Origin of the sequence: Vibrio sp. 1CM23M (assembly GCF_023161755.1) — a bacterium.
Classification (GTDB): domain Bacteria; phylum Pseudomonadota; class Gammaproteobacteria; order Enterobacterales; family Vibrionaceae; genus Vibrio; species Vibrio coralliirubri.
Genome location: NZ_JALNTR010000002.1, coordinates 819,843 through 846,097, shown reverse-complemented (window position 1 = coordinate 846,097; position 26,255 = coordinate 819,843). Strand labels below are relative to the sequence as shown.

Below are 26,255 nucleotides of genomic sequence, written 5' to 3'. Positions count from 1 at the left end.
AGCGTGATTAAAGATTAGTGGTTCGGCGCTTTGGAGAAATGGCTCTCAACTAATCTTTGGGTAATTTGGTGAGTTGGATTGGTCAGCACTTGATCCGTTTCCCCACTCTCAACCACATTGCCTTCGTGCATGACAATAATCTTGTCGGTTATGTGCTTAACAATACCGAGGTGTTGAGATACATAAACGAACGATACGCCCATCTCTTCTTGAAGTTCTAAGAACAGATTGATGATTTGCGAGCGCATTGCCATGTCTAAACCATTTAACGCTTCATCAGCGACAATGATGGATGGCTGAAGTATCAAGGCACGAGCCAAACAAACCCTTTGTTTCTGGCCCGCAGCAAGCATCTGAGGGTAGAAGTAAGCATGTTCCGGTAGAAGGCCCACGCGCAATAGTGTGTCTTTCACACGACGCATACGGGCTTCTGGTGGCATGTTGGTATTTCGCTTTAATGGACCTTCAAGAATTCGACCGATCTGAATACGCGGGTTAAGCGACGTATTCGGATCTTGGAAGATCATTCGAATCAGCTTACAACGAGTCGAGTAGTCTTTGTGTTCTAGCTTTTCGCCATTCACGCGGATCTCGCCTGCGGTTGGTTCAACCATGCCTGCGAGCATTCTTGCTAATGTTGATTTACCAGAACCATTCTGACCAATAAAACCAATCGTTTGGCCTGCTTCAAGGGAAAAGCTGACCGGCTTCACCGCCTGATGAATCTTTTTACGGAAAAGACCAGAGCGAGTCGTAAAGTCTTTAGACAAATCACTGACTTCTAATAATGCACTCATGATTTCTTTTTCTTCTCCATATTCAGAGGGAAGTGACAGTTAAATTTATGGTTCTTGATACGTTTAGTATGTGGGATCTCGACACACTGCCTTTGCGCGTATGGGCAGCGAGGCCCTAATCGACAACCAATAGGAAGATGTTGCAGCGGTGGAATTGACCCCGGCAAAGACTGTAGCTTCTCCTTGTGGGGAATCCAGTCGTTAAAGTCTGGCATCGCTTTTAACAGAGCAACAGTATATGGGTGCTTGGGTGCATCCAACAGCTTCGGCGTATCAGCGGATTCTACAGATTGACCACAGTACATCACGGTAATGCGAGTTGCCCATTGGGTAATGGTGGTTAAGTCATGACCGATCAACACGATGGTGGTGTTATTGATCTGGTTCATACGGCTCAACAGACGCAATATTTGAGACTGTGTTATTGGGTCCAAATCGTTGGTCGGCTCATCAGCAATCAAGACTTTTGGCTTGGCAGCGATCGCCATTGCGATCATCACCTTTTGACACTCACCATCGGTCAGCTCGTAAGAGTAACTGTCCATTAGGCGAGAGTGGTCTTTGATGCCGACTTTGTGTAGTAATGCGATCGCTTGCTTCTTACGCCACTTAAATCGTTGCCACCAACGACCTTCAAACGAATGGGAAGGGATCGCTTCAACGAGCTGGTTACCTACTTTTTCAGAAGGGTCAAGACACGTTGATGGCTCTTGGAAGATCATTGCGATATCGCGGGCGATCACTCGGCGTCTTTCTTTCGGCGTCAGTTGCAGTAGGTCGATATTGCCTAAGCGCATTCGGTCTGCAGAAACTTTCCAATTTTCTTTACAAACCCCGACGATCGCTTTTGCAACCAAGCTCTTACCTGAGCCTGATTCACCTACTAAGCCACGAATTTCCCCTTCATTGAGGGTAATACTCATTCGATCTACCGCTTTAACCATCCCTTGAGGGGTCTCAATCTCGATGGTTAGATGTCGAATATCAAGTAACGGCATTATTCGATTCCTGCATTTAGCGCTTGGCGAACACCTTCACCGACGAGGTTAATCACGATCACTGTAAACATAATAGCTAAGCCGGGTAGGGTTACTGTCCATGGCGCAAGGTAAATCAACTCGACTGAATCACCCAAGATTGAACCCCACTCGGTACTCGGTGCTTGAGCGCCAAGCCCTAGGAAACCTAAAGCCGTGATATCAAGAATTGCGACTGACAGTGCCAGCGTAACTTCAAGTGCGATTACGGTAAGAATGTTCGGAAGGATTGAATTCCATAGCAGGTAAAAATCGTTCGCACCATCAAGGCGAGAAGCCAGAATATAGTCTTTTTCTACTTCAGCATGCACGGCAATGTACACCGAGCGTATAAAGCGCGGGATCAGTGCCAAGCACAAGGCGAGCAAGATATTAAACTCGCCAAAGCCAAGGAATGCCACGAAGATAATCGCCAGCAGAAGAGATGGAATCGACATAACAGTATCAAGCAGGTGGTTTAGCGTGCTTGATAGTAAACCGCGCGTCATACCAGCAAGTACGCCAATCAGACAACCAATGACGGCTGCGATAAAGGTAATCACCACCGCGGCGCCGAACGTTAACTGAGAGCCAATTATTAGGCGAGAGAGAATATCTCTGCCTAAGTCATCCGTACCTAGAAAGTATTCTACCGTTCCCGCAGGATCCCAAGAGGGCGGCGTTAATAGGTGACCGGTTTGTTCTTGTGCATCATGCGGGGCTAACCAAGGTGAAGTGACGGTGACCAGAATGATAAGCACCAAACACCACAAGCCAAACATAGCTAGATTATTGCTGCGGAAGCTGCGCCAGAAACGTTCGAACTGGGTTGGAATCTGTTCTTCTTGGTAGACGTTATTTGTTAGCATACCATTCCTTCCTTACCAGTGGATTGATCATCGCGCCCAGTAGATCGGACAGAATGTTGGCGGTCAAAACCAAGGTTGCTACCACAATTACGCCTGCTTGAATTGAAACGTAATCTTGATTCGATAAGGCATCCAACAACCAACGACCAATGCCCGGCCAGTTAAAGATAGACTCGGTAACAATAGCAAGCGTTAACATACTCGATAGCTGAACACCGACCTTAGGAATAATCGGAGGTATCGCGTTTCTTAGCACGTGCTGCGTGATGATCTCTCTAGTGGAAAGACCTTTAATTCGCGCAGCGCGGATGTAGTTTTGTGTCATTACTTCAGCCACTGACGCTCTCATCAATCGGATGACCTGAGTCGTTGGCGCCAGTGCTAAAACAAGACAAGGCAACGCCATATGCTCGATAACACTTTGTAGTGCGTGCGCGCGGTAGCGACCTTCGGCAAAAAAGGCGTCAATCATCGCGAATCCAGTCACGTGTTCAATCTCGTAAAGTAGGTCGTATCGGCCACCAACTGGGAACATTTCAAAGTGCAGTGAAAACACCATGATCATCAGCAATGCGACCCAAAAGATAGGTGCAGAGTAACCAGCCATAGAGGTAAACGATATGGTGGTATCAACAAACTTACCCTGTCTCATACCAGCAATGGTGCCGAAAGGGATACCGATGATGAGTGCCAACACAAAGGCAAAGAAGCACAGCTCTAGCGTTGCAGGGAACACCAGGACCAACTCATCGATGATAGGCACACCGTGTTTGCTTAGGCCAAAGTTTAGCGTCGATAATTCAGTGATATAGCTAATCCATCCAGGCCAGAAATCTTGAATTGCCCATGGGGAGGTTTGGTCTAATCGAAGCAGAGAAAAACCCACTAAGGTTAGAATCCCTAGCGTAATAACGAATAAGTTTACACGTCTTAATGTATACCAAAACATTACTGCACCTCTCTTCTGACTTGATCAAAAGGTTGGGCATTGAAAGGACTTGCTTTAAAGCCTGTTAGCGAACGATCGTGCACGCGAAATTGCACGCCATGAGCCAGAGGAATCACAGGAACTTCTTCATTAAGAATATTTTGGGCTTGTCGGTACAAGTTCACACGGTGCCTTTGTTGATTTATCTCTAATGCTAAGTCGAGAAGGAAATCAAAGTCTGAATTACACCACATCGAGACGTTTAACCCTGCACGCTCGGAGCTGCATGAGAGCAGCGGGCGCAAGAAGTTGTCTGGATCACCTGTATTGCCTATCCAGCCTGTAAGCAACAAGTCTGTCGAGGAAATAGAGGACAACTGGGTGCGGTCAAATCGGTCGTCGGTATAGAGTTTCAATTCAATACCAATATCAGCGAAGTTTGCTTGGATCAGTTCTGCCGTTTTTCTTGGACTTGGATTGTATGCGCGTGGCTCTAGTGGTACCCACATTGAAAGCTCTAACCCAGGTTCAACGCCAGCTTCTTTGAGAAGCGCAACCGCATAGTTTCGGTCGTAGCGAACTTGAACGTTGTCTTTTTGGTGAGCCCAAGAAGTAGGAGGAAGCAAGGTGTAGGCTTTAGTTCCTGTACCGTAATACACAGAATCGAGAATGTTCTGACGATTGATGGCTAAGTTGAGCGCTTTACGAACTCGAGAGTCACGCAGTGCAGGGTGCTCAGTATTCAGCGCGATGAAAGAGACATTAACCGCCGGTGTGGCAGAAATCTTCAACTCTTCATGAGCCTGAATAATAGGGATCTGGCTAGAGATCGGAGAGTTGAGCACGTCACACTCACTGCGAAGAAGCTTGGCAAGTGTGCCCGTTCCACGTTGTGAAGTATCGAACACAACTTGGTCCATTTGTACTTCACCTTTCCAGTAGTGCTTGTTCTTTTTCAAGCGCACTAGGTCGTTGATTTGGTATTCATCTAAGTAGAAAGGGCCAGTGCCGACTGGATTGGAATCGATTCGATTTTTCTCATCCGCTGCAATGAGCTGATTGGCATACTCCTTAGAGTGAATGACTGCATAGCTGGTGGCGATATTGTTGAGAAACGAATTGTCTGGGCGACTTAATTGGAATTTCACCGTTAGGTCATCAACTGCGGTGATATCGACAATCAGGTTTTTGAAGTCGATTCCGGCAAACCATGGGTATAGGCCGCCACCCACATAATGAAATGGGTTTGAACTATCAATGACACGTTCAAAGCTAAACACCACATCTTGTGCATTCATGCTACGAGTTGGGGTGAACCAGTCTGTCGTTTGGAACGCAACATTTGGGCGCAGTTTGAACGTGTACTCTGTACCTGATTTATCAACAGACCAACTTGTCGCCAAGTTCTGTTTTGGTCGGTACGTCATCGGATCAAGAGTGAGCAGTGTATCGAAGATTTGAGGACTCAGCGATTCTGCGGTAATGCCACTATCAACCAGCTGTGGGTTGAAGGTACTAGGATTACCTTGGCCGCAATAAATGAAGCCTTTTTCACGGATTTGCTCGTGATTCACACTCTCACCACATCCAGCGAGAAAGCTCAACGTGCAGATGCTCAGTGATAGTCTTATTAGTGCTTTCATAAAAAGAAATACTTTTCGAAACGAGGCGTTAGAGGAGCCTCAAGATCCGGACAATTTAACATTTTATTTATTCGGCTCCAAATAATAATCAAGTGTGGACAGCTATTTATCGTTAGCTTGCCCGACAATCGCGTACTTCCTCACCATTCCACGTAATTGGTTGTAGGTTAACCCAAGTAATTCTGCGGCTTGTTTCTGGTTATATTTGCTCTGTTTTAGGGCTTGATTGAGTAGCTTGATGTCTTGTTGTTCTTGCCATGCTTTGTAATCAAGCGGCAAAGAAAACAAGCTCTCTGATGAAGTATGGCTGTTAGACGGCTCATTGCCAGTTTCCGGAGAGGAATCTTGCTCTGTTTTCCATGCGGGCTTAAATGGGTTAAACACCAAATATTCAATAGGATATGGGTCTTTTCCGTGCTGATAGATCGCTCGCTCAATGACGTTTTTGAGCTCTCGTACATTCCCTGGCCAAGAATAATCTAAAAGCGATTCAACGGCAGAAGGGGCAAAGCCAACAAACAACTCCAATTCCAATTCACGACACATCTTAATGGCGTAGTATTCTGCGAGTAGCATGATGTCTTCTTTTCGCTCACGCAAAGGAGGGATAGTAATGACGTCAAACGCCAGTCTATCTAATAGGTCAGCCCTGAATTCGCCCTTTAATGCCATATCTGGTAAGTCGGCATTGGTTGCACACACCAGTCTTACATTGGCACTTAGCGCCTTTTGCCCACCGACACGTTCATATTGCCCGTATTCAATAACGCGCAATAGCTTCTCTTGAACCGCAAGGGGAGTGGTCGCTAACTCATCCAGAAACAGCGTTCCTCCTTCTGCTCTTTCAAAGCGACCTTGATGACGACCTTTCGAACCCGTAAACGACCCTGACTCGTGACCAAACAGTTCAGAATCAATCAAACCTTCACTGAGGGTTGAGCAGTTCAATGAGATCAAAGGTTGATCCCAGCGTCTTGAAAGGTAATGCAGCCTTTGTGCGATCAGTTCTTTACCCGTACCACGCTCACCAATGATCAGAATGGGTCTTTCTATTGGTGCGAGCTGGGATACTTTATCTAACACAGAGAGAAAGCTAGGTGATTCACCAATGAGGTTCTGCTGCATAGCGCGTCCTTGTATGAATTAATCGTTGGAGATAGTCATGTAAGAGTCGTAGTGGTGAAAAATACCAATACTTGGCTAAATTCATCATAGCATGGTTCGGGTTAATCACCATTTTATTGTAAGTAACTGATAATAAATGGCTTAAAAGTTGGCACGCTACTTGGATTACTTATGGTAGGTTTAACAACAAACGTAAATTTTTGAGCAAGTGGATTGATAAAGTCGCACAACGATTTGAAACGCATTTGCCATCATTGTAATTAAGGAGTTCCTCATGGGTATTTTTTCTCGCTTTGCAGACATTGTAAATTCAAACATCAGTGCACTATTAGATAAGGCCGAAGATCCTGAAAAGATGATTCGCCTGATTATCCAAGAAATGGAAGATACGCTGGTTGAGGTTCGCACTAACTCAGCAAAAGCAATCGCAGACAAGAAAGAGCTAGCACGTAAAGTTGAAGCTATCGAAACTCAGATTCTAGATTGGCAAAACAAAGCAACACTCGCACTGACTAAGCAACGTGAAGATCTGGCAAGAGCGGCGCTAATCGAAAAGCAAAAACTGGAAGACATCATCAAGAGCCTTCACACCGAGCAAACTTTGGTTCATGAAACCATCGAAAAGCTAACCAGTGAGATCGGCAAGCTTGAAACCAAAATTGCAGAAACTCGCGCAAAGCAACAAGCATTAATGATTCGTAATAATGCGGCGAGCAATCGTCGTGATGTTCAAAAACACCTGCATTCAAGCAAAACCAACGAAGCAATGGCGAAGTTTGAGCAATTCTCGCGTAAAGTGGATGAATTAGAAGCTGAGGCAGACGTTTACGCAAAAACAGGCAACGCAAAATCTTTAGACCAAGAGTTTGCAGAGCTACAAGCTCAAGACGAAATTGAAAAAGAGCTAGCGAAACTGAAGCAACAAGTTGAAAACCGCGATAAATAATTTAGGAGTTTTCTATGTCAACATTTCTAATTGCAGGCCCACTGATTGTCTTCTTGATCTTCGTGGCACCGCTATGGTTATTCTTACATTACCGCAGCAAGAAGAAATCCAGTAACGGTCTGTCAGAAACGGATCTTCAGCGTCTGCACAAGCTTTCAGCGCAAGCGGAATCCATGCAAGATCGTGTGAAGACACTAGAAAAAATACTGGATGCGGAGTCGCCTAACTGGAGACGCAACTATGAGTAGAGAACTGTATCGCGACACAATTAACGGCAAATTGTCTGGTGTGTGTGCAGGGTTAGCGAACTACTTTGGCCTTGAAGTGTGGTTGGTTCGTATCTTAGTTATCTCTGCGGCACTGCTTGGTGGTAGCTTTCTGGTGTTATTAGCGTATTTAGCTTTGACATTTATGCTTGAAAAACAACCACCTCACTATGTTGATGAGATGAAAGCCAAGCAAGAGCACACACTCAAACAAAAGCCTTGGGAAAAAGGGCAAACGGCAGAGTCGTTACTGGGCACTTTAGAGGGTGATTTCCAGAAGTTAGAGACCAGTGTCCGCAACATGGAAGCTTATGTGACCTCCGACACCTTTAAAGTCGACCGCGCATTTAAGAACATGTAACGATAAGTCTAAAAAAGATTCGATAACGGTTTAGGAAAATTTATTCCAAGCCGTTATTTTTTTTAATAATTTTGTCTAAATAAATCTTACGATAACTGGTAAGTTACATGTGATTAATCTATGTTATAAAAATATTTATAGATATGGATGATCACCAATGTATAGAGCCTCCGTTGTCCTATTGACAGCCTTAGCTGGGTTGTCTGGGTGTGGTAAGGAGCTTCCTCCCGTACCTGAACCTGATTCTAGACCCGCCAAACTCTTCACTGTCTCCGTAGGTAGTAATGCCTTTGAACGTAGCTTTCCTGCCACCACTGAAGCGGGTGACAAAGCCGTACTGGCCTTTCGTGTTCCAGGGCTACTTCAGACTATCGATGTCACATCTGGTCAACAGGTCAGTAAAGGTGAAGGGCTTGCAACGCTCAATCCTGACGAATATCAACTGCTAGAGAAGCAAGCAAGAGCCAACTTTAAGCTTGCTGACGTTCAATACCAACGTTCGATTAAGCTACGTAAAGACCGAGTCGTATCTGAGCAAGATTTCGATCAAGCGAAAGCCAATCACAATTCTGCTAAAGCGATGCTTAATCAAGCCAAAGCAAACCTTCGCTATACCACTCTTGTTGCGCCTTACGATGGAACGATTTCCATTATTCCGGCTGAAAACCATGAATATATTGCGGCTAAACAAGGCGTGATGAATATTCAAACCAATCAAATTCTTAAAGTCGTCTTCTTATTACCCGACCAACTTATTACGCGCTTTTCTTCAGGGTTCGAGACGGATGCAACCATGGTTTTTGATGCATTTCCTGAAAACTCTTACGTTCTAACCTTCCAAGAAGTGGATACCGAAGCCGACCCGAAAACAGGTTCATACAAGGTCACAATGGTAATGGAAAGACCAACCGATGTGGGTATTTTGCCCGGCATGTCTGGCACGGTAAATCTCGTTTCATCGTTAGCGGCCGCCACCAAAATTCCAACGTCAGCAATGATGACCGACGGAGATGATGTCTCTGTTTGGCGTGTGAATAGCGACGGCATTGTTGAAAATGTTGCCATAGTCATCGATGAAAAACGTCATATTGTCTCTGGACTGAACGATGGCGATCGCATTGTGACTTCTGGCGTCAATGGTCTTGAATCGGGCGTTAAAGTTCGAGAGTGGATCAAGGAAAGGGGGCTATAACATGAAAACACTTAAAATGGCCGCAGGCCTGTCGTGTTTAGCCTTACTGACGGCTTGTGAAGATAAGCAAGCTGTAGAAGTGAGTAATACGCCCTTGGTTAAAGCTATCGAGATTTCAGTCATCGACTTTAGTGACAAACTCTATTTCCCAGCAGTAGCAAACGCTGCTGAGAAGGCTCACCTCAGTTTCCGAGTGGCCGGTGAAATCTTCAAGCTAGATGTGAAAGAAGGTGAGCGTGTTTCCAAAGGGGACATCATTGCCGAACTTGACCCAACCGATTATCAATTGGATGTGGACAATGCTCAAGCGCGTTACACGGTAATCAATAGCCAATACCGACGTTCGAGTCCGCTAGTGAAGAAAGGCTTATTGGCTAAGTCGCAATTCGATGAAATTGCCGCTCAACGCCAGATTGCTTATGCCGAGTTGGAACTGGCGAAACTGCGCTTATCGTTCACCATGCTTCGCGCCCCTGTTGATGGGATTATTTCTCGTGTCAGTGTCGACCAATATGAAAATATTCAGGTAGGCCAACAAGTGGTGAACATCCACAGTGTCGAAGATGTTGAAGTCGTTATTCAGCTGCCTGACCAAATCTACGTCAACCAACCGAGTGAACAACTGCTATCGAACGTTGAGGCTGTGGTTAGAGTGCCAAGTGGCAATGAATACACGGCAGGTATTAAGGAGTTCACCACTGAACCGGATCCAAGTACGGGCACGTTTACGGTGACGCTTGCTTTGCCAATGCCTGAAGATGACTTGATTCTGGATGGTATGGCGGTTGAGGTGACGTCAAATGGGCGAGAAATCGGCTTAGAGCTAAAAGCCGGTGTGTTGATTCCAATTGAAGCGGTATTTAATGCTGATGGCGATGATTTAACGCGTCAGAACTCTTATGTGTGGGTGCTCAATGACGACAATACTGTCTCGAAACAGCAAGTCGTATTAGGAAAAGCAAATCAGAAAACATTACAGGTCATGAAAGGATTGGAAATGGGGCAGCATGTCGTTGTTGCAGGCGTATCGCGATTGCGAGATGGGATGACAGTGGAAGTATTGTCTCAGGAGACGAACAATGAGTGAAGTAAATAACAAGCCTCAAAATGACGATCAACAGGGTGATGATCAGATCACAGGTGTTGCTTCTTACTTTATACGTAACAAAGTCATTAGCTGGATGCTATCTCTGATCTTTCTTATTGGTGGTGTTTCTGCATTCTTCGGTTTGGGGCGGTTAGAAGATCCTGCCTTTACCATCAAAGATGCAATGGTCGTGACTTCATACCCGGGGGCAACACCTCAGCAGGTGGAAGAAGAAGTTACTTACCCACTAGAGAAAGCGATTCAACAGCTCACCTATGTCGACGAAGTGAACTCTATTTCAAGCCGTGGCCTGTCTCAGGTAACGGTAACGATGAAGAATAACTATGGTCCGGACGATCTTCCGCAAATCTGGGATGAACTTCGTCGAAAAGTGAATGATCTTAAGGTTGAACTGCCACCTGGGGTCAATGATCCACAAGTCATCGATGACTTCGGTGACGTTTATGGGATTTTGCTTGCGGTGACAGGTGATGGTTATAGCTATAAAGAGCTGCTGGATTACATTGATTACCTAAGGCGAGAGCTGGAGCTGGTTGATGGGGTTAGTAAAGTCTCCGTTTCCGGCCAACAACAAGAGCAAGTGTTCATTGAGATATCGATGAAACGGATAAGCTCTCTAGGTTTGTCTCCAAGCACGGTATTTAACCTTTTGTCGACTCAAAACATTGTATCAAGTGCTGGCGCGGTCAGAATTGGCGATGAATACATTCGAATCCATCCAACGGGTGAGTTCCAGAATGTTGAACAGCTTGGTGATTTGATTCTGACAGAAGGCGGCGCTCAAGGGCTTATCTATCTAAAAGATGTCGCTGATGTAACTCGTGGTTATGTTGAAGTTCCAAGTAATATCATTGGATATAACGGCAAGCTCGCACTCAACCTTGGTGTCTCTTTTGCGCAAGGCGTAAATGTGGTTGCCGTGGGTGAAGCGTTTGACCGACGACTTGCTGAACTTAAATACCAACAACCCGTCGGTATCGACATTTCAGAGGTTTATAACCAACCTAAAGAGGTGAACAAGTCGGTAAGCGGATTTGTGGTGAGTTTAGGGCAGGCGGTTGCGATCGTAATCGTGGTGTTACTGTTCTTCATGGGACTACGGTCGGGACTGTTGATTGGCTTGATATTGTTGTTGACCGTTTTTGGTACCTTCATTTTCATGCAGTACTTCAAAATCGATCTTCAACGTATTTCACTGGGCGCGTTGGTTATTGCCTTGGGGATGCTGGTGGATAATGCCATTGTGGTGGTGGAGGGGATATTGATCGGTACGCAGAAGGGACGAACCCGGATGCAGGCCGCCACTGATATCGTGACCCAAACCAAATGGCCACTGCTTGGAGCAACGGTGATTGCGGTCACCGCGTTTGCTCCAATTGGTTTGTCTGAAGATTCAACGGGCGAATACTGTGGCACCTTGTTTACGGTGCTATTGATTTCATTGATGCTGAGTTGGTTTACTGCTATCTCGATCACGCCGTTTTTTGCAGATATCTTCTTCAGAGGACAGAAGGTTGATCCCAATAATGAAGGCAAAGACCCATACAACGGGATGGTTTTTGTTATCTATAAAAACTTCCTTGAGTTCTGTATGAAACGCGCGTGGCTAACCATGATCGTTCTGGTGATTGGTTTAGGTGCGAGTGTGTACGGTTTTGGTTTCGTTAAGCAAGCCTTCTTCCCGTCTTCAACCACACCTATGTTCCAAGTGGATGTGTGGATGCCGGAAGGTACCGATATTCGAGCGACCAATACCAAGCTTAAAGTGCTTGAAAGTTGGCTAGCAGAGCAGGACGAAGTTGAACATATCACGACAACGGCGGGTAAAGGCCTGCAACGTTTCATGCTGACTTATGCGCCAGAGAAAAGTTATAGTGCTTACGGCGAGATAACGGTTCGTGTGAAGAGCTACGAAGTACTTGAAGGGCTAATGAAACGCTTCCGTGATCATGTAAATGGTCAGTTCCCAGAGATCGACTACAAGCTTAAACAGATCGAATTAGGTCCTGGTGGCGGTGCGAAAATTGAAGCGCGAATTGTGGGTTCTGATCCAACGGTTTTACGTTCAATCGCTGCTCAAGTGATGGAGATTATGCGAGCTGATGAAGGCGCGTTTAACGTTCGTCACGATTGGCGTGAAAGAACTAAGGTATTAGAGCCTCAGTTCAATGAAAGCCAAGCGCGTCGTTATGGTATTACCAAATCTGACGTTGATGACTTCCTTGCAATGTCTTTCTCTGGTAAGTCGATTGGTGTGTATCGTGATGGTACTACGCTGATGCCTATTGTGGCTCGTTTACCTGAAGATGAGCGAATTGATATTCGCAACATCGAAGGTATGAAGATTTGGAGTCCGGCATTAAGCGAATACATTCCGTTGCAGCAAGTGACGCTTGGCTACGAATTAGAATGGGAAGATCCACTTATCATCCGTAAGAACCGTAAGCGCATGCTGACGGTAATGGCCGACAACGACCTATTGGGTGAAGAAACGGCTTCGACGTTACAGAAACGCTTACAGCCACAAATCGAAGCGATTGAGATGCCACCAGGTTATTCGTTGGAGTGGGGTGGTGAATATGAGTCATCTGCTGATGCACAAGCGTCACTGTTTACCACTATGCCGATGGGTTACCTGTTCATGTTCTTGATTACCGTGTTCTTGTTCAACTCGGTGAAAGAGCCTCTGATTGTTTGGTTAACGGTTCCATTGGCGTTAATAGGGGTGACGACAGGCTTGTTAGCCTTGAATACACCATTCGGCTTCATGGCATTGTTGGGCTTTTTGAGTCTATCTGGGATGCTTCTGAAGAACGGTATCGTACTGCTTGATCAAATTGAGATTGAGATGAAGTCCGGTAAAGACCCGTATGTAGCGGTTGTTGATGCGGCACTGAGTCGTGTTCGCCCGGTATGTATGGCAGCGATCACCACCATTCTTGGTATGATCCCTCTACTACCGGATATCTTCTTCAAACCAATGGCAGTAACCATCATGTTTGGTTTGGGCTTTGCGACTGTACTCACGCTAATCGTAGTACCTGTGTTGTATCGTCTATTCCATAAAATTGAAGTGGCTTAACGTCAACTGACCTTTGAAATAATGCCCCTAATTGGGGCATTATTTTTATATACCGATTGATAAAAAGAGAATACAAAAATGGACGTAAATACATCAGATAGAACGTGTGCATGGGCGCTTAAACATGAGCTTGAAAGGGAGTACCACGATGCAGAGTGGGGCGTGCCTGTTTATGATGACCAAGTTCTGTTTGAGTTCATTACTTTAGAAGGCGCTCAGGCGGGTCTGAGCTGGATTACGATCCTGAAAAAGCGTGAAGGGTATCGTGTCGCGTTCGATAATTACGATCTAAACAAGCTAGCTGAGTTGAATGAAGACAACGTGCCGCATATCATTGAAAATTTCGATGTGGTTAAACACAAGGGCAAGATTGCTTCGGTATACAACAATGCACGAGCAACGCTTGAATTACAGAAAGAGTTCGGCTCTCTTTCTAATGCCTTATGGCAATTTGTCGATAATGAAGTGATCGTGAATCAATGGACCGAGATGTCTCAAGTTCCCGCTTCTACCGAGCAATCTAAAGCGATGAGTAAGTTTTTGAAGAAGAGAGGCTTTAAGTTTGTAGGGGAAACAATCTGTTACGCGTTCATATATGTGTACTTTCTAGGTGTATTTACAAGAAATCATCTCTTGAAGCAATCTTCGCTATGGTCATCAACTAACCCACAAGCTTGCATGAAAGCGTAAATCGTTGTTGTACCTAGGAATTTAAAGCCTCTCTTCTTGAGGTCTTTCGCTAAAGCATCTGATTCTTTAGTTGTAGCTGGAGGCATCTCACCTTCAGCATAGGTATTAATCAATGGCTTCCCACCAACAAACCCCCAGACGTAATTGCTAAAGCTATCGAACTCTTGTTGTATCTCTTGGAAGCACTGAGCATTGTTAATAGCGGCTAGTATTTTTGCTCTGTTACGAATGATACCAACATCTTGCATCAACTCTTCTACCTTGCCCTCATCAAACTGAGATACCTTGATAGGGTCGAATTCTGCAAAGGCATTTCTATAGCCTTCCCTGCGTTTGAGGATTGTGTACCAACTCAAGCCTGCTTGTGCTGATTCAAGCACTAAGAACTCGAAGAACACCTTATCGTCATAAACAGGAACTCCCCACTCTTTATCGTGGTACTCAAGATAGTCAGGTTTAGCACCTTCAACCCATAGGCAACGTTTCATTGTAGAGTCCCAATAAACTGTGAGTCATTAACTTAGCATATGTGTTAATCAAAGAATGGCAATACACATATTTACCACATGTCTCGAAATGAAAGCCCCAAGGTGTATGTGTTATGGGGCTTGACTAAGAACTATAAAAGGGGAAGGACGTTACTCGGTAATCCAACCTAGCTTTATTGCTTGAATTTTGGCTTTTGAAGTCAATACAAAACCATCGAAATGCTGTCCATACCTTTGATAGTATTGCCTTTCACTCATAAGTAGTCCTTCATCTATTAGTTCTTGGATATATACCTCAGCAAAGATTCTAGAGCAAGTCATAAGACTATGAAGGTCATGAAAGGTAAAATGCGATTTCCCCTTGTTATAAGCTTCAACTGTTGCTTTCAATAGCTCAGTCTTTTTATCTATCTTACTTTCAGCAGGTTTAGCTTCTGCTGTTAGATAGGGGTTAGAGCCAATCTCAGGTTCTTTATATAAAGGGCTTCCATGTATCTCACGCATTAACTCATCAATAACAGACTCAAACTCATTGTCGTTAGAAAAATCAATATAAAGCTTTGATCTTAAGAAGGTAGGAACATCGTTGGTGCTTTGCTGACGAATTATAGGAATGATTTTCTTGTCACCTATGCTGGACATCAATGATGAGGTTACAATCATCTTTTCATAGCCTACACCTCCAGTGCCCTTGTTAGCTTTCTCTACATATTTCTCAGTACAAACCATTATCACACGGTCAACTTCAGCTAACTGAGTTTCCATGAAGTGAGGTAAGTCGTCACCAGCCCCCAAACTCCATGCATCTATCCTAGCGTCAATACCCGCGTTCTTTAACCTTGTGGCAAGGTCTAAAACCCATTGTTTATGCTGTGCACTATCATGCGAGTAGGACAGAAAGACCTTTGGTATATTTATGCTCATAGTAACTCCTAATTAACTGATATGAGTTAGATGAGGCTTGGTATACGAAAAATCAATGAAGCACAGCAAGTAACGCTTTGAGCTAACTCACAATTATGCTTTTTGTAACCTGTTAACTGTTGCTGGCGATATTCCTAGCTTCTCTGCTGTTTGAGCTATTGATAGCGTCTGACGTAGCTCTTTAACTTGCTCAGGGGTTGCCTTTGAAGGTCTGCCAAACTTCTTACCTTTGGCTTTAGCCGCTTCTATACCTTCACGTTGACGCTCTTTAATAAGCTCTCGCTCCATCTGTGCTACTGAAGCAAGAATGCCTAAGACACCTTTCTGAGCTGCTGACATAGTAGAGTTGAAGCTTAGACCTTCTTTGATGAATTCTATTGATACTTGCTTGGTGGTTAACTGCTCCACTATTGCTACAGCGTCACCAGCCCCAGAACGGCACACACGGTCTAATGAGTGGATGTAAAGCTTATCCCCTTCTCTAAGGTAATTAAGGCACTCAGACCATACAGGGCGGTCTATGGTGGATGCTGAGCAATACTCTTCGAATACCTTATCTAACTGGATATCAACTAATTGACGATCAGTATTCTGGTCTGTTGTTGATACTCGTTTGTAGCCTATCGTTGCCATTGCTCTATCTCATAAAGTCTAAGGAGTTATGATTTATACTGTATCAAAAGTCACTTTTCAAGATTTTGAGATAGGAAAGAGGCCTTATCTTAAAAGGTATACATATGAGATAGGTGGATTTGACGAATCGTTTAGTAGTCACAATTCGCTGAGTTAAGGAGTCTATATAAGTGTGGTATGAATGTGGTCACAAATCAGGTCTGACATGCATACTATTAAATGTAGCAAATACAATTAGATAGATAAGTTATAAAGCTCTGGCAAGACGACTACAACTTGCTTAAACGGCACTGAAGGTTTGATGGGATACAGATTAACCAACTCCCAAGGTTTACTTCAGGTCGGGCTGCCATAGGTGTTAGCTCTGAAGAGTTCCTATGGTTTAAGGATAACTGTATCTGAACACTGTCCAATCTATCTAACTTATATATTTCAATAGTTTAAATAAGGATTTCAATTTGAATAACGTAACAGAATTAATAGAACTAGCCACTAAGAATGGCTTGGATACTTCAGTGTTAGAAGCAATAGGCTTTGATAATATTGAAGGCTTTCCTAACTATCAGTGTCATAACATCAGTGGCTTATATAGAAACAAGAATACTCACAGAGTCTTAAAGCCCAATGCTAAAGGGCAAGTGCGCTTAATTGCTAATAACGCTGAAGGTAAGAAGGTTAAATGGGTCATGCAAGCCAAAGCAAGCTAAGGGGTATGAATGAAGAAGGTAAAGAAGTGCTCTAGATGCAAGAAAGCTAAGCGTATGACACGCCACCAGCGTATATGCAGTCAATGCAAGCAAGATGGCTTCTTTGGTGGCTCTTACTTTCGCTGGCTTTGGGACATGGCTAAGCGGTCTGATAAGCAAGCTATGCCTAGTTGCACTGATGAATTGATTAAGGTCTTTGAAGTCAGGAAGTTTGCTATTAAAGCAAGGGGTTACTACAGAGAGAATCAAAGCATTGGCACTAAGTATAACTATCACATTGGTCATAGATACCCTGCTTCAAAAGGAGGCAAGCTGATTGCTGAGAACCTAGTAGTTATGCCTGCTTTGGTTAACTTAACACTGAGAGATAAGCATGGTGATGGACTGGAGAGTTATAGGGTTGAGCGTACCGAAGGTCATTGGACTTTAGATGAGTTCAAGGACTATGTTGCTAGTTTTGATATAGAGCGCTTACAGGCTTATATAGGAGGTTCTGAGGCTACTAATATTAATGACTTTGAGACCAATGGCTTAGCAATGGGTGAAGTACTTCAAATAGAGGCTGAGCGTTTAGGGGAAGAACCGAAAGGCACTGATTTATTAGTATCTAGCTACTATCAGAAGCTGAGCAAGTTCAGTCAATTAGCCAATGGACTAGAACAACTAGAAACACTAATGGGCTTTGATGACATACATCAACAGCTACTCAATTATAGAAAACAACAGGATGGAATTATGGGATTTGATATAGAACCAAGCAATGAATTTGATGTAGACGATACACTGATAGAAATGGAATCAGCTAAAGCAATGGAGAGATTGAAAGAGCTGAAGGCTCAAGGAGAGTTAGGTGGAAATGAAGCTAATCATCTTGCAGATATGCTAACGCCACTAGAGCTTGAACAGAACCAGATGTACTTTGAAGTTCAAGAAAATCAAAGAGTTGGACTTGTGGCGTAGAAGGTTTTACCTAGAATTGCTGTTTTGGTTACACTCCAAATCGCCTGTAGGCGTTGGTACATAAGGGCTGAGAGGGTATTGCTTGTGCTATTTCCTAGGTAGTGTATAGGTCTAATTTCGATACTTTTAAATAATATAGCTAACGCTGATATAGCGTAAGGATTTGATATAATGAAAGAATATAATAAGCCATGTAACCAAAGTGGCGAGATCACATGTTAGAGCAAGCATGGGATATAATGACTAAGGCATACCAATGCAGCAATCTAGAGCTACTTAAGAAAGCAAATAGGATGCTTGATAGGTGGGATATGGTTGATGGTTACCCTAGTTATGAGAAGCATAACCTTAGTAATGTAGTGCGCAACCGTAGAACTAAGCGAATACTGAAACCTAACCACAATAACCAAGTTAGGATGTATCACGCTGGTAAAATGAAGTGGATTAAGCAAGGTGACATTGACTACCACCAGCCATAAATCCACCATTAGAATGGCGCAGCCTAACTACTAATCCGCCGATAGTTAACCGATAATATCAGTATGTTTCTACTACTTATTACCAGCACTGAATTAGTTTTTTATTAGTAATAACTAATTAACATGTATACATCTATAAACTAGAACGCCGTTACACCAAGCATTCTAATCAAGATACCTATCAATTTTATAGAACTACTTAATGCTTAGCATTTTCCATACAAACATAGGCTTAGACTTCATATAGTGATATGGATTCTGGATTGACTGGAACATAAAACTACTCGTAGAGTCAATTTCAAAGATAGCCTGCTTGTCTATCATATCGACCTCAAACTTTGAGAACTGATTCATTAACTGCCTAAGCTTGTTGCGAGCAGTAATGGTTTCGGCTGTTATCTCAGGCTTAAAAGCAGTATCAATTAAACCAATAGACTCCTTCATGTTCATCTTGATGGGGTTCGTCTCTTTAGCTTGCTCCTGTTTCTCTATCTCAATTAATGAATCAAGCTCCTTGAGTTCATCTGTACGCTTTTGAATGTTAGCTATAACCTGAGAGTTAGATGTAGAAGCAAAAGCCTCTAGCATTGTATCTAGAGCGTCTGAAAGGTGCTGTCTCTTAGCTTCTAATGGCTTTAATTTTCTCACCGCTGTCTTGGGCTTACTCCATGTTTTATAGAATGCAGGGGTAAGCCATTGCTCTTTTAACCAGTCCCTTAGAAACATGATGTTAATAGGTTTTGAGTCGCATGTGCCTTTGAGTGATTCAGGGCATCTGAAGTAATAAAGGTGGGACTGCTTTTGCAATCTAAGTGGAGCACTACACCGCTTACAGGTGCCAACGTCCTTTAGTATATTAAGGTGACTAGAAGTAGAGCCTCGTTTTAGTGACTTAGCCCTTTGCTTTATTTGAGCTTGGGATAGGTAGAAGGTTTGCTCTTCAATCACTGAAGGATAAAAGTCTTGTATTGGCTCACCAATTGGAACTGACTTTCGATTTACTCGTTGATTAGGTTGATACTCGCCAAGAACGGCTTTGGTATTAAGCACTTTAGTAATTACAGCATCACCCCATGTCTTGCCTTTAGGGCTAGGGATACCTTTAGCATTGAGGTGCTTAGATATAAGGTGAGAACCCATACCACCAATGCTTAGCTCGTATATTTCCCTAACTAACTCAGCACTTTCATTAAGGATGAATGACTTCTTATCATCGGAAAGGTCTAGCCAGAAAGGCTTATTGTTGGTTTTCAGTGCGTTAGGGTCTGTTCTACGCTTGTGCCATACAGCCTTTAAACGTTTTGATTTGGTTTCTGATTCTTCATTGGCTCTAGCCATCGTAACTATGGCTGTTATGAACTCAGCTAACCCCATGCCTTTCTTATAAGTTTGGTTATCAAACAGAGTTACTACAATGACACCTTGATTAGTAATGGCTAGAAGTTGTTGTAGTGCTTCATCAATATTAGCTCGGCTTAAGCGGTCTAAGCTCTCAACCAATAAGTAGCAAGGAGTGGGTATCTTACCTTCTTCTAAAGCAGCTATAAACTGACCTAAGCCAGCGTCTTCAAGGCTATTGTTTGAATGGTATGCAGAGACTCCCAAATCCTCAAAAGAATCTGTACTAAGCTCTAGGTTATGCTTGTGGCAATAGTCTTCAGCTAGTTGTATTTGGCGACGTATTGAGTCCCCATGGCTTTGAGTTGCTGAAGAAAAGCGTCTGTAACTGTATGCGTTCATTTTTCAATCTTAACTTAATGACTATATCTAGTAAATATACCTTCATGCAAGCGACAGGCATGGTTAATGACCATATCGTAGGTTGTCCGCACAAATAAAAGTGTTATTTATCGTCGAAAAATAATTGCGTTAATATAGGAAAATTTACTGGTCATTTATAAACTATTCAATATCATATGCGACCAAATTCAAACCTAGAAGACGATAGTGAAACAACAAAGCTACCAAATCTGTGATGTTCGTTATGATCCCTTGCTTAGGCAGTTTGTGCGTGAAGATGGCCACGTAGAAACTATCGCGCCGATAGAAGGTAAGGTGTTTCTGTTCTTACTTGAAAATGTTGGTGAGTGTGTTGAACGAGGCCTGATATTTGATAGGTGCTGGGGCAATGTGATTGTCTCAGAGCAAGCGCTCACTAACGTGATATCTAAGATTAGAAAAACGCTGTCACGAGTGACTTGTGGCTGTGCGACGATTCGCACGGTCAGTAAAACGGGTTATTCACTTGAAATCGATGAATCGATAAAGCCTAGCAAAAATGAAACCTCTACAGATGTTAACGCGGCAACGGTCACTGATTCAGAACTCAAGACGTCTTCCTACCAAGAACAGAACTCAGGTGAGCTAGAATCTTCAAACTCGAAAAGCAATACGCACCTTGTTAAAGCGGGTTATTTAGTCGCATTGATTTGTGTCGTCGTAACGGCGTTCAACCTTTTCCAAACCTATTATACGCCACTGCCTTATTTTGTTGATAAAGCCGAATATCGCGACAGCTACACAGACAATACCAATCACTACTTTTTCCATATTGCGCATAATGAATCCTATTCGTTGCCTGCGATCACTCAAAAGCTAACGGATGCGATACCTAGCCACTGCAACGTTGATGTTTTTGTCCGCATCTATCCGTCTGTAGACCAACCTGAAAATGATACGTTATACATGTTGGTTCAAAAGAAGGATGGCGAAGCGTTGAATTACAGCGCTTCTATTTTCAATGTAGCGTCGTCTTTTGATTCGTTTGCTCAGTACATGGAAAAGAGGAGTTACTTTTGCGACTAATTGGCTTACTCATTCTTTGTGCAATCGCCGCTTCGAGCTTCTTGTTAGAGCAAAATGAATTAGCAGGCACTCGATGGCACTGTAAAACGATCAAAACGGATTTCTTATCTCAGGCATTCCAACCATATCAAGCACTGTACGAACGCATAAGCCTTACTTTTCAGTCTGACCATACTTTTAGCATAAGAGAGTTTGTGACGATTACTGAACAAGACGGTAACGAGAGTACAATGGAAAACCTTTATTCCGGCTACTACGGGTTGGATGGAAACAATCTGTCGATGAGCATTCTAGATGTGAGAACCGCAACGCCTTTTCATGATCCTGTTATTAATCAGGATTACAGTGAGTATAAAGGGGTGACGATTGACTACGCTATTGCAGTGAAGGATCAGTCTTTGTATATGTTCAATGAACATCGAACTGAAATATTCAATTGGGCGTGTTTTAACGTTCAGTAGCTTTTTTAAAGCTATGTGTCGAATACGCTAATCTGAAAAAGGCAGGAATATCCTGCCTTTTTGGTCTGAGTCTATTAACGCTTTAAATTAAACGAGCGCGTTGTAACGCTCTAACCCTGCTTCTAGGTCTGCAATCAGATCATCAACGTCTTCTAAACCGATATGAACGCGAATCAAGGTACCTTCGAAGTTAGGGTTCGCTACTGTTCTTAGGCTATCAAAGCTGCTTGGTTCATTCGCTAGAATCAAACTCTCAAAGCCGCCCCATGAGTAACCCATACTAAAGTGCGTCATGCCATCAAGCAGCGCTGTGGTCGCTTTTGTATTTGAGTTCTTCAGCACGAAAGAGAACAAGCCATTACCGCCCGTAAAATCTCGTTTAAAGAACTCATGGCCTGGGCAAGACTCAAGTGCAGGGTGACGAACATGGTCAACCTCAGGACGAGTCTCTAACCATTTTGCGACTTTCAAGCTGCTCTCTGCGTGTTGGCGTAGGCGAACATCAAGAGTTCGAATACCACGAAGACCAAGGTAAGCGTCATCTGGCGAAACACATTGACCCATCAAGTAGCTCTGTTCTCTCAGTTGGTCCCAACATTTTTCATTGGCTACCGCTGTCCCTAGCATCACATCAGAGTGACCAACGATGTATTTAGTCGCTGCTTGGATAGAGATATCAACACCGAATTCAAACGGTGAGAAGTTAACACCGGCTGCCCATGTGTTGTCTAACATAACGATGATGTCATGTTCATGAGCAATACGCGCAAGCGTTGGAATGTCTTGAACTTCCATGGTGACTGAACCCGGAGACTCGGTAAATAGAACCTTAGTGTTTGGCTTAATAAGGTCTTGGATGCCTTCACCAATCGTTGGCTCGTAGTAAGTCGTTTCTACGCCCATCTTCTTCATGATGGTGTCACAGAAATCACGCGTCGGTTCGTAGCAGGTATCGACCATCAGAATATGGTCACCAGTTTCTACAAAAGAGAGGATGGCATTAGAAATGGCTGCCGTACCACAAGGGTATAGCGCACAGCCAGCGCCGCCTTCCACTTCAACCATGGCATCTTGGAAAGCGAAATGAGTGTTGGTTCCACGACGTCCGTAAAAAAGCGTTTTGTTAGCGCGATTAATCGTAGCTTTGCGCTTTTCTTCTACTGAGTTGAACACGACAGTTGAAGCGCGCTGTACTGGTGGGTTAACGACACCATTGGTCCACTTCTTATCACGACCTGCAGTGATCAGCTTAGTGGTTTTGTTCTCGGACATGCTGTGAATTCCTTATCAATCGGTTATGTCCTATTTAAAACATGCCAATAGCCTTCAAAGCAAGAGTGAAGCGGGAGTTTTTATGCTTTTCTTTCTCTTTTTAACCTTTCACGTCGTTTATCGAGAAAGGTTAAAAAGCAGATAGGCAGTGAGAGATGAGTCGGCATGGACCCATGGGTTAGATTACAGCAGTGGATTGAACAGATAGAACAACCTTTCGAAGAAGCGGTTGCGCAGATTTCTCTGCTCCCACTGCTCGAGTTCTACTGGGTGCGATGACTCGATGTAAGATTGCTGAAGTTCAGATAGCTGCTGAGTGAAGTGCACATCGTCAACGGCTAGCGTCACTTCGAAGTTAAGCCATAAACTGCGCATGTCGATATTGACCGTTCCGATTAAACAAAACTCTTCATCAATCACTACTGACTTAGTGTGAAGAAGTCCACCGTAAAACTCGTAAATCTTCACGCCAGCTTCAAGCAGTTCAGTATAAAACGCGCGTGAGGCCCACTTAACCATCAATGAATCGTTGTTGTGTGGGATGATCAGTTCTACGTTTACACCGCGTTGCGCTGTCATTTTGAGTGTTTCTAATAAATCGGCACTCGGTACAAAGTAGGGGGTTGTGATACGAACTGAATGGTTTGCCTGATTAATCGCAATGGTCAGAACTTGTAGGATCAAATATTCCGGCATGCCCGGGCCTGATGGTACTACCTGAACTGGATGATGCGTCATTACCTCTTCAACCGGACACTCTGGTAAATCAGGAAGGATTCGTTCACCTGTTTCGACTTCCCAATCCCAACCATGGATGGCCGACAGCACATTAACGGTAGGGCCAGTTACACGAACCATTACGTCAATCCACTGACCCACACCTGAGCTCTGTTTGAAGTGAGCAGGGTCGACCATGTTCATTGAACCGGTATAGGCAATGGTTTCATCAATCACGATGATCTTGCGGTGCTGCCTTAGATCTAGGCGGCGTATTAAAATACGCCAAGGGCTAACCTCTAGTGCTTGTACAACTTGCACACCGGCGTCTTTCATCATTGAAAGCCAGTGGCTTTTGAAAAAGCGCGGGCTACCTGCTGAATCAAGCAAGACTTTAACATCCACGCCACGTTTCGCAGCTCGAATGAGTGCGGAAGCAACCGAATCCGTTAAGCCTCCAGGGTGCCAAATATAAAAAACCATCTTGATACTGGTTTGGGCGTTTTCTATATCTTCAATAATTGCGTGTAAGATCTCATTGGGAGACGCTTGCAGTGAAAGTGTGTTTCCGCTGAGTGCAGGAATGCCCATTCGATTATTACAAAGTTCATCGATCTTGTGGATAGGGGAGCCAACCTTTCCTGGCAGGTGGAGCTGGCAATCATCGAGTTTTCGGAACCAATCACCAAATGGAGTAAACATGCGGTGAGCCCGCTCAGCCCTCTTTCTACCTAGGTTTAGCTCTCCAAAAAGGAAGTAACAAGCGACACCTACAATTGGGATAATGTAGATAACCATCAACCACGCGAGAGAAACGCTGACAGAGCGTCGTTTTAGTACGACACGGAAAGTCACACCGGCTACAAGCACCCAGTACAAAGCGACAGAGGCTAAAGTTAAAAAATGGTAGAGCTTTTCCACATTGAATACTCGAAAAAAGAGACACTTAGATAATAATGCTATTTTGCGGATATGGGAATTTAAGGAATCAACTATTTACAAATTAGAGCTAAAGCTGTAAACAGGTTATAGTTGTTAAGTTTTGGTTAACTTAAGACGAAAACGATTGTTTTGTATGAAAAGGCGGCATTTAACCATAAAAATTTACATTGGTAACGAAATATGTACGGTTCGGGCTTCCAATTTTATTCTTAAACTGGTTTACTTGCCAGATAACGAGCGTCAATCAAATCTTTTAGGTGTGTAAATTTTTTTATACGCCTTATCTTTTAAAGACGCCACCCAAAGCAAAACACAACATCACATAACACAAAAGTTTGGAGTACACGTGGCTACTAGTAATACAACCACAACACCCCGCGATACCTGGGGTTCGAAGTTAGGATTCGTAATGGCTGCAGCAGGTTCTGCTGTTGGTCTAGGTAACATTTGGAAATTCCCTTACACAGCAGGCGAAAGTGGCGGCGGTGCATTCGTTGCAATTTACCTGTTTTTTGTAATCTTCATCGGTTTCAGTGTAATGCTGACTGAATTTGCGATTGGCCGTCATACGCAAAAATCAGCAGTAGGTGCATTCAAAACAACTGACCGTCGTTGGACGTTCGCTGGTGTTATCGGCGTAGTCAGTGGTCTACTTATCATGGGTTTCTACCCTGTAGTAGGTGGCTGGTCTATCGCATACATCGGTAAGATTGCTGGTGGTCTGCTAGACGCACCTGAAGCAATCGGTGACAGCTTCGGTGGCTTTATCTCAAACCCAGTTCAACCACTTATGTGGATGGGCCTATACCTACTACTTAACATTGTTATTGTTATGAAGGGTATCTCTGGTGGTATTGAGAAAGCGGGTAAGATCCTGATGCCACTTCTTTTCATTATCCTTATCGTGGTATCAATCAAAGGCATCATGCTTCCGGGCGCGATGGCTGGTCTTGAATTCCTATTCAGCCCTGATTTCTCTAAAGTAGACAGCGGTGTAATCCTAGCTGCACTAGGTCAAGCATTCTTCTCACTATCTCTTGGTATGGGTTGTATGTTGACTTACGGTTCTTACCTTAAGAAGAAAGAGAACCTAGTTCAAACTACGGCTATGGTTACGGCTATGGATACAGGTGTTGCTATCCTAGCTGGTGTTGCAATGTTCCCTGCAATGTTCGCATTCGGTATGGAACCTGCAGCTGGTCCTGGTCTAGTATTCGTTGTTGTTCCTCAGCTATTTGCTGAAATGGGCGGCGTAGTTGGTCTTCTATTCGCTCTAATGTTCTTCGTTGGTCTAAGTGTTGCGGCACTGACTTCTTCAGTATCTCTACTAGAAGTTGTGGTTTCTTACCTAATCGATGAGAAAGGCATGAAGCGTGTGACTGCAGTACTGTCTGCAAGTGTAGTAATGGCGATTCTATGTATCTTCGCTTCTCTATCACTTGGTGGCTTCGGTCCTACACTGTTCGGTACTGGCGCATTCGATATCTTCGACCTACTAACTGATAAGATCTTCCTAGCCGTTGGCGGTATGTTGGTATGTATCTTCGCTGGTTGGAGACTAAACCGTGCTGACCTTGAGAAAGAAATCACTAACGACGGTGAAGTATCTTTCCCTCTATTCGGTCTATGGTACACACTAGTTAAGTACATCATCCCAGTAGCTATCGCTATCGTAGCGTTCATGGGTATCTCTTCTGGCTTCGACAGCGGTAAAGGTGCAATCATGCTACTAGGTATTGGTATTATTGCTGGCTCTGCGCTTATCTCTAAGAAGCTATAGTTCTTAGAAACTAAAGCTCTTAGACGATACAATCGCGAGTTAAAGTAAGTTAAGAAACGGGAGT

25 protein-coding genes are annotated in these 26,255 nt (G+C 43.8%); 13 read left to right on the top strand and 12 right to left on the bottom strand.

Annotated elements, in window-relative coordinates; all coding sequences use genetic code 11:
- Nucleotides 1-14: 14 nt before the first annotated feature.
- The 6 genes from MSG35_RS09105 to pspF all read right to left on the bottom strand — a co-directional run bounded on the left by MSG35_RS09105 (nt 15) and on the right by pspF (nt 6,378).
- The gene (locus tag MSG35_RS09105; RefSeq protein ID WP_017060304.1) at nt 15-797 is read right to left on the bottom strand and encodes an ATP-binding cassette domain-containing protein; all 783 of its coding nucleotides are present in this window, start codon (nt 795-797) and stop codon (nt 15-17) included.
- Nucleotides 794-1,795, bottom strand: coding sequence for an oligopeptide/dipeptide ABC transporter ATP-binding protein (locus MSG35_RS09100; RefSeq protein ID WP_017060305.1), 1,002 nt, complete (start codon nt 1,793-1,795; stop codon nt 794-796). Before MSG35_RS09100 ends, MSG35_RS09105 begins: the two co-directional genes overlap by 4 nt.
- Nucleotides 1,795-2,682 (bottom strand): putrescine export ABC transporter permease SapC, encoded by an 888-nt coding sequence (gene sapC / locus MSG35_RS09095; RefSeq protein ID WP_017065331.1) that lies wholly within the window; start codon nt 2,680-2,682, stop codon nt 1,795-1,797. Before sapC ends, MSG35_RS09100 begins: the two co-directional genes overlap by 1 nt.
- Nucleotides 2,669-3,631: an ABC transporter permease subunit gene (locus MSG35_RS09090; RefSeq protein ID WP_017060307.1), complete on the bottom strand. Its 963-nt coding sequence runs from the start codon at nt 3,629-3,631 to the stop codon at nt 2,669-2,671. The genes sapC and MSG35_RS09090 overlap by 14 nt, the downstream gene beginning before the upstream one ends.
- Nucleotides 3,631-5,253, bottom strand: coding sequence for an ABC transporter substrate-binding protein SapA (gene sapA / locus MSG35_RS09085; protein WP_248383733.1), 1,623 nt, complete (start codon nt 5,251-5,253; stop codon nt 3,631-3,633). The genes MSG35_RS09090 and sapA overlap by 1 nt, the downstream gene beginning before the upstream one ends.
- 102 nt (nt 5,254-5,355) lie before the next feature.
- The gene (gene pspF / locus MSG35_RS09080) at nt 5,356-6,378 is read right to left on the bottom strand and encodes a phage shock protein operon transcriptional activator (RefSeq protein WP_017060309.1); all 1,023 of its coding nucleotides are present in this window, start codon (nt 6,376-6,378) and stop codon (nt 5,356-5,358) included.
- Nucleotides 6,379-6,652: 274 nt separating this feature from the next.
- Between pspF and pspA the strand changes: the two genes are divergently transcribed.
- The 7 genes from pspA (at nt 6,653) to MSG35_RS09045 (ending at nt 14,023) form a co-directional block, all read left to right on the top strand.
- Nucleotides 6,653-7,324, top strand: a complete 672-nt coding sequence (gene pspA / locus MSG35_RS09075; protein ID WP_010440091.1) for a phage shock protein PspA — start codon at nt 6,653-6,655, stop codon at nt 7,322-7,324.
- A gap of 14 nt (nt 7,325-7,338) precedes the next feature.
- Complete coding sequence (pspB, locus tag MSG35_RS09070; protein ID WP_004734605.1) at nt 7,339-7,572, top strand: envelope stress response membrane protein PspB; 234 nt, start codon at nt 7,339-7,341, stop codon at nt 7,570-7,572.
- The gene (gene pspC, locus MSG35_RS09065) at nt 7,565-7,951 is read left to right on the top strand and encodes an envelope stress response membrane protein PspC (RefSeq protein WP_029405576.1); all 387 of its coding nucleotides are present in this window, start codon (nt 7,565-7,567) and stop codon (nt 7,949-7,951) included. The genes pspB and pspC overlap by 8 nt, the downstream gene beginning before the upstream one ends.
- A 157-nt stretch (nt 7,952-8,108) precedes the next feature.
- Nucleotides 8,109-9,143, top strand: a complete 1,035-nt coding sequence (locus MSG35_RS09060; protein WP_059019235.1) for an efflux RND transporter periplasmic adaptor subunit — start codon at nt 8,109-8,111, stop codon at nt 9,141-9,143.
- 1 nt (nt 9,144) lies between these two features.
- Nucleotides 9,145-10,230: an efflux RND transporter periplasmic adaptor subunit gene (locus MSG35_RS09055; protein ID WP_248383732.1), complete on the top strand. Its 1,086-nt coding sequence runs from the start codon at nt 9,145-9,147 to the stop codon at nt 10,228-10,230.
- Nucleotides 10,223-13,333, top strand: coding sequence for an efflux RND transporter permease subunit (locus MSG35_RS09050; RefSeq protein WP_059019239.1), 3,111 nt, complete (start codon nt 10,223-10,225; stop codon nt 13,331-13,333). The genes MSG35_RS09055 and MSG35_RS09050 overlap by 8 nt, the downstream gene beginning before the upstream one ends.
- Before the next feature lie 78 nt (nt 13,334-13,411).
- A complete protein-coding gene (locus tag MSG35_RS09045; protein WP_248383731.1) occupies nt 13,412-14,023 on the top strand; it encodes a DNA-3-methyladenine glycosylase I in 612 nt (203 codons plus the stop codon).
- On the opposite strand, the gene MSG35_RS09040 is transcribed toward MSG35_RS09045, so the two are convergent.
- From MSG35_RS09040 to MSG35_RS09030, 3 genes are all read right to left on the bottom strand, one after another.
- Complete coding sequence (locus MSG35_RS09040; RefSeq protein WP_248383730.1) at nt 13,960-14,511, bottom strand: DNA-3-methyladenine glycosylase I; 552 nt, start codon at nt 14,509-14,511, stop codon at nt 13,960-13,962. The genes MSG35_RS09045 and MSG35_RS09040 overlap by 64 nt on opposite strands.
- A 150-nt stretch (nt 14,512-14,661) precedes the next feature.
- The gene (locus tag MSG35_RS09035; RefSeq protein ID WP_061018969.1) at nt 14,662-15,435 is read right to left on the bottom strand and encodes a toll/interleukin-1 receptor domain-containing protein; all 774 of its coding nucleotides are present in this window, start codon (nt 15,433-15,435) and stop codon (nt 14,662-14,664) included.
- Nucleotides 15,436-15,528: 93 nt separating this feature from the next.
- On the bottom strand, nt 15,529-16,068 hold the full coding sequence (locus MSG35_RS09030; RefSeq protein ID WP_248383729.1) for a recombinase family protein: 540 nt from the start codon (nt 16,066-16,068) through the stop codon (nt 15,529-15,531).
- A 458-nt stretch (nt 16,069-16,526) separates the two neighbouring features.
- Here MSG35_RS09030 and MSG35_RS09025 point away from each other — a divergent pair, with 458 nt between their 5' ends.
- The 3 genes from MSG35_RS09025 (at nt 16,527) to MSG35_RS09015 (ending at nt 18,214) form a co-directional block, all read left to right on the top strand.
- Nucleotides 16,527-16,775 carry a hypothetical protein gene (locus tag MSG35_RS09025; RefSeq protein ID WP_061018972.1) on the top strand — a complete coding sequence of 83 codons (249 nt, stop codon included), beginning with the start codon at nt 16,527-16,529 and terminating at the stop codon, nt 16,773-16,775.
- A gap of 9 nt (nt 16,776-16,784) precedes the next feature.
- Complete coding sequence (locus MSG35_RS09020; RefSeq protein ID WP_248383728.1) at nt 16,785-17,735, top strand: hypothetical protein; 951 nt, start codon at nt 16,785-16,787, stop codon at nt 17,733-17,735.
- Nucleotides 17,736-17,950: 215 nt separating this feature from the next.
- Entirely contained in the window at nt 17,951-18,214 is a 264-nt protein-coding gene (locus MSG35_RS09015) for a hypothetical protein (protein ID WP_248383727.1), read from the top strand.
- A 195-nt stretch (nt 18,215-18,409) separates the two neighbouring features.
- On the opposite strand, the gene MSG35_RS09010 is transcribed toward MSG35_RS09015, so the two are convergent.
- Nucleotides 18,410-19,954 carry a recombinase family protein gene (locus MSG35_RS09010; RefSeq protein ID WP_248383726.1) on the bottom strand — a complete coding sequence of 515 codons (1,545 nt, stop codon included), beginning with the start codon at nt 19,952-19,954 and terminating at the stop codon, nt 18,410-18,412.
- A 207-nt stretch (nt 19,955-20,161) separates the two neighbouring features.
- Here MSG35_RS09010 and MSG35_RS09005 point away from each other — a divergent pair, with 207 nt between their 5' ends.
- Both MSG35_RS09005 and MSG35_RS09000 read left to right on the top strand, forming a co-directional pair.
- Complete coding sequence (locus tag MSG35_RS09005) at nt 20,162-21,019, top strand: winged helix-turn-helix domain-containing protein (RefSeq protein ID WP_248383725.1); 858 nt, start codon at nt 20,162-20,164, stop codon at nt 21,017-21,019.
- Entirely contained in the window at nt 21,010-21,480 is a 471-nt protein-coding gene (locus tag MSG35_RS09000) for a hypothetical protein (RefSeq protein WP_048614470.1), read from the top strand. The genes MSG35_RS09005 and MSG35_RS09000 overlap by 10 nt, the downstream gene beginning before the upstream one ends.
- An 87-nt stretch (nt 21,481-21,567) precedes the next feature.
- Here the strand turns inward: MSG35_RS09000 and MSG35_RS08995 are convergent, their stop codons facing one another.
- The gene (locus tag MSG35_RS08995) at nt 21,568-22,752 is read right to left on the bottom strand and encodes a cystathionine beta-lyase (protein ID WP_017108370.1); all 1,185 of its coding nucleotides are present in this window, start codon (nt 22,750-22,752) and stop codon (nt 21,568-21,570) included.
- Between the two features lie 183 nt (nt 22,753-22,935).
- A complete protein-coding gene (gene cls, locus MSG35_RS08990) occupies nt 22,936-24,390 on the bottom strand; it encodes a cardiolipin synthase (RefSeq protein WP_248383724.1) in 1,455 nt (484 codons plus the stop codon).
- Nucleotides 24,391-24,757: 367 nt separating this feature from the next.
- Here cls and MSG35_RS08985 point away from each other — a divergent pair, with 367 nt between their 5' ends.
- Entirely contained in the window at nt 24,758-26,191 is a 1,434-nt protein-coding gene (locus tag MSG35_RS08985; RefSeq protein WP_081090249.1) for a sodium-dependent transporter, read from the top strand.
- Nucleotides 26,192-26,255: the final 64 nt, after the last annotated feature.

Bases quoted from the DNA above. Each gene is read 5' to 3' on its own strand.
- MSG35_RS09105 (WP_017060304.1), bottom strand. From the start codon at position 797: ATGAGTGCATTATTAGAAGTCAGTGATTTGTCTAAAGACTTTACGACT.
- MSG35_RS09100 (WP_017060305.1), bottom strand. From the start codon at position 1,795: ATGCCGTTACTTGATATTCGACATCTAACCATCGAGATTGAGACCCCT.
- sapC (WP_017065331.1), bottom strand. From the start codon at position 2,682: ATGCTAACAAATAACGTCTACCAAGAAGAACAGATTCCAACCCAGTTC.
- MSG35_RS09090 (WP_017060307.1), bottom strand. From the start codon at position 3,631: ATGTTTTGGTATACATTAAGACGTGTAAACTTATTCGTTATTACGCTA.
- sapA (WP_248383733.1), bottom strand. From the start codon at position 5,253: ATGAAAGCACTAATAAGACTATCACTGAGCATCTGCACGTTGAGCTTT.
- pspF (WP_017060309.1), bottom strand. From the start codon at position 6,378: ATGCAGCAGAACCTCATTGGTGAATCACCTAGCTTTCTCTCTGTGTTA.
- pspA (WP_010440091.1), top strand. From the start codon at position 6,653: ATGGGTATTTTTTCTCGCTTTGCAGACATTGTAAATTCAAACATCAGT.
- pspB (WP_004734605.1), top strand. From the start codon at position 7,339: ATGTCAACATTTCTAATTGCAGGCCCACTGATTGTCTTCTTGATCTTC.
- pspC (WP_029405576.1), top strand. From the start codon at position 7,565: ATGAGTAGAGAACTGTATCGCGACACAATTAACGGCAAATTGTCTGGT.
- MSG35_RS09060 (WP_059019235.1), top strand. From the start codon at position 8,109: ATGTATAGAGCCTCCGTTGTCCTATTGACAGCCTTAGCTGGGTTGTCT.
- MSG35_RS09055 (WP_248383732.1), top strand. From the start codon at position 9,145: ATGAAAACACTTAAAATGGCCGCAGGCCTGTCGTGTTTAGCCTTACTG.
- MSG35_RS09050 (WP_059019239.1), top strand. From the start codon at position 10,223: ATGAGTGAAGTAAATAACAAGCCTCAAAATGACGATCAACAGGGTGAT.
- MSG35_RS09045 (WP_248383731.1), top strand. From the start codon at position 13,412: ATGGACGTAAATACATCAGATAGAACGTGTGCATGGGCGCTTAAACAT.
- MSG35_RS09040 (WP_248383730.1), bottom strand. From the start codon at position 14,511: ATGAAACGTTGCCTATGGGTTGAAGGTGCTAAACCTGACTATCTTGAG.
- MSG35_RS09035 (WP_061018969.1), bottom strand. From the start codon at position 15,435: ATGAGCATAAATATACCAAAGGTCTTTCTGTCCTACTCGCATGATAGT.
- MSG35_RS09030 (WP_248383729.1), bottom strand. From the start codon at position 16,068: ATGGCAACGATAGGCTACAAACGAGTATCAACAACAGACCAGAATACT.
- MSG35_RS09020 (WP_248383728.1), top strand. From the start codon at position 16,785: ATGAAGAAGGTAAAGAAGTGCTCTAGATGCAAGAAAGCTAAGCGTATG.
- MSG35_RS09015 (WP_248383727.1), top strand. From the start codon at position 17,951: ATGTTAGAGCAAGCATGGGATATAATGACTAAGGCATACCAATGCAGC.
- MSG35_RS09010 (WP_248383726.1), bottom strand. From the start codon at position 19,954: ATGAACGCATACAGTTACAGACGCTTTTCTTCAGCAACTCAAAGCCAT.
- MSG35_RS08995 (WP_017108370.1), bottom strand. From the start codon at position 22,752: ATGTCCGAGAACAAAACCACTAAGCTGATCACTGCAGGTCGTGATAAG.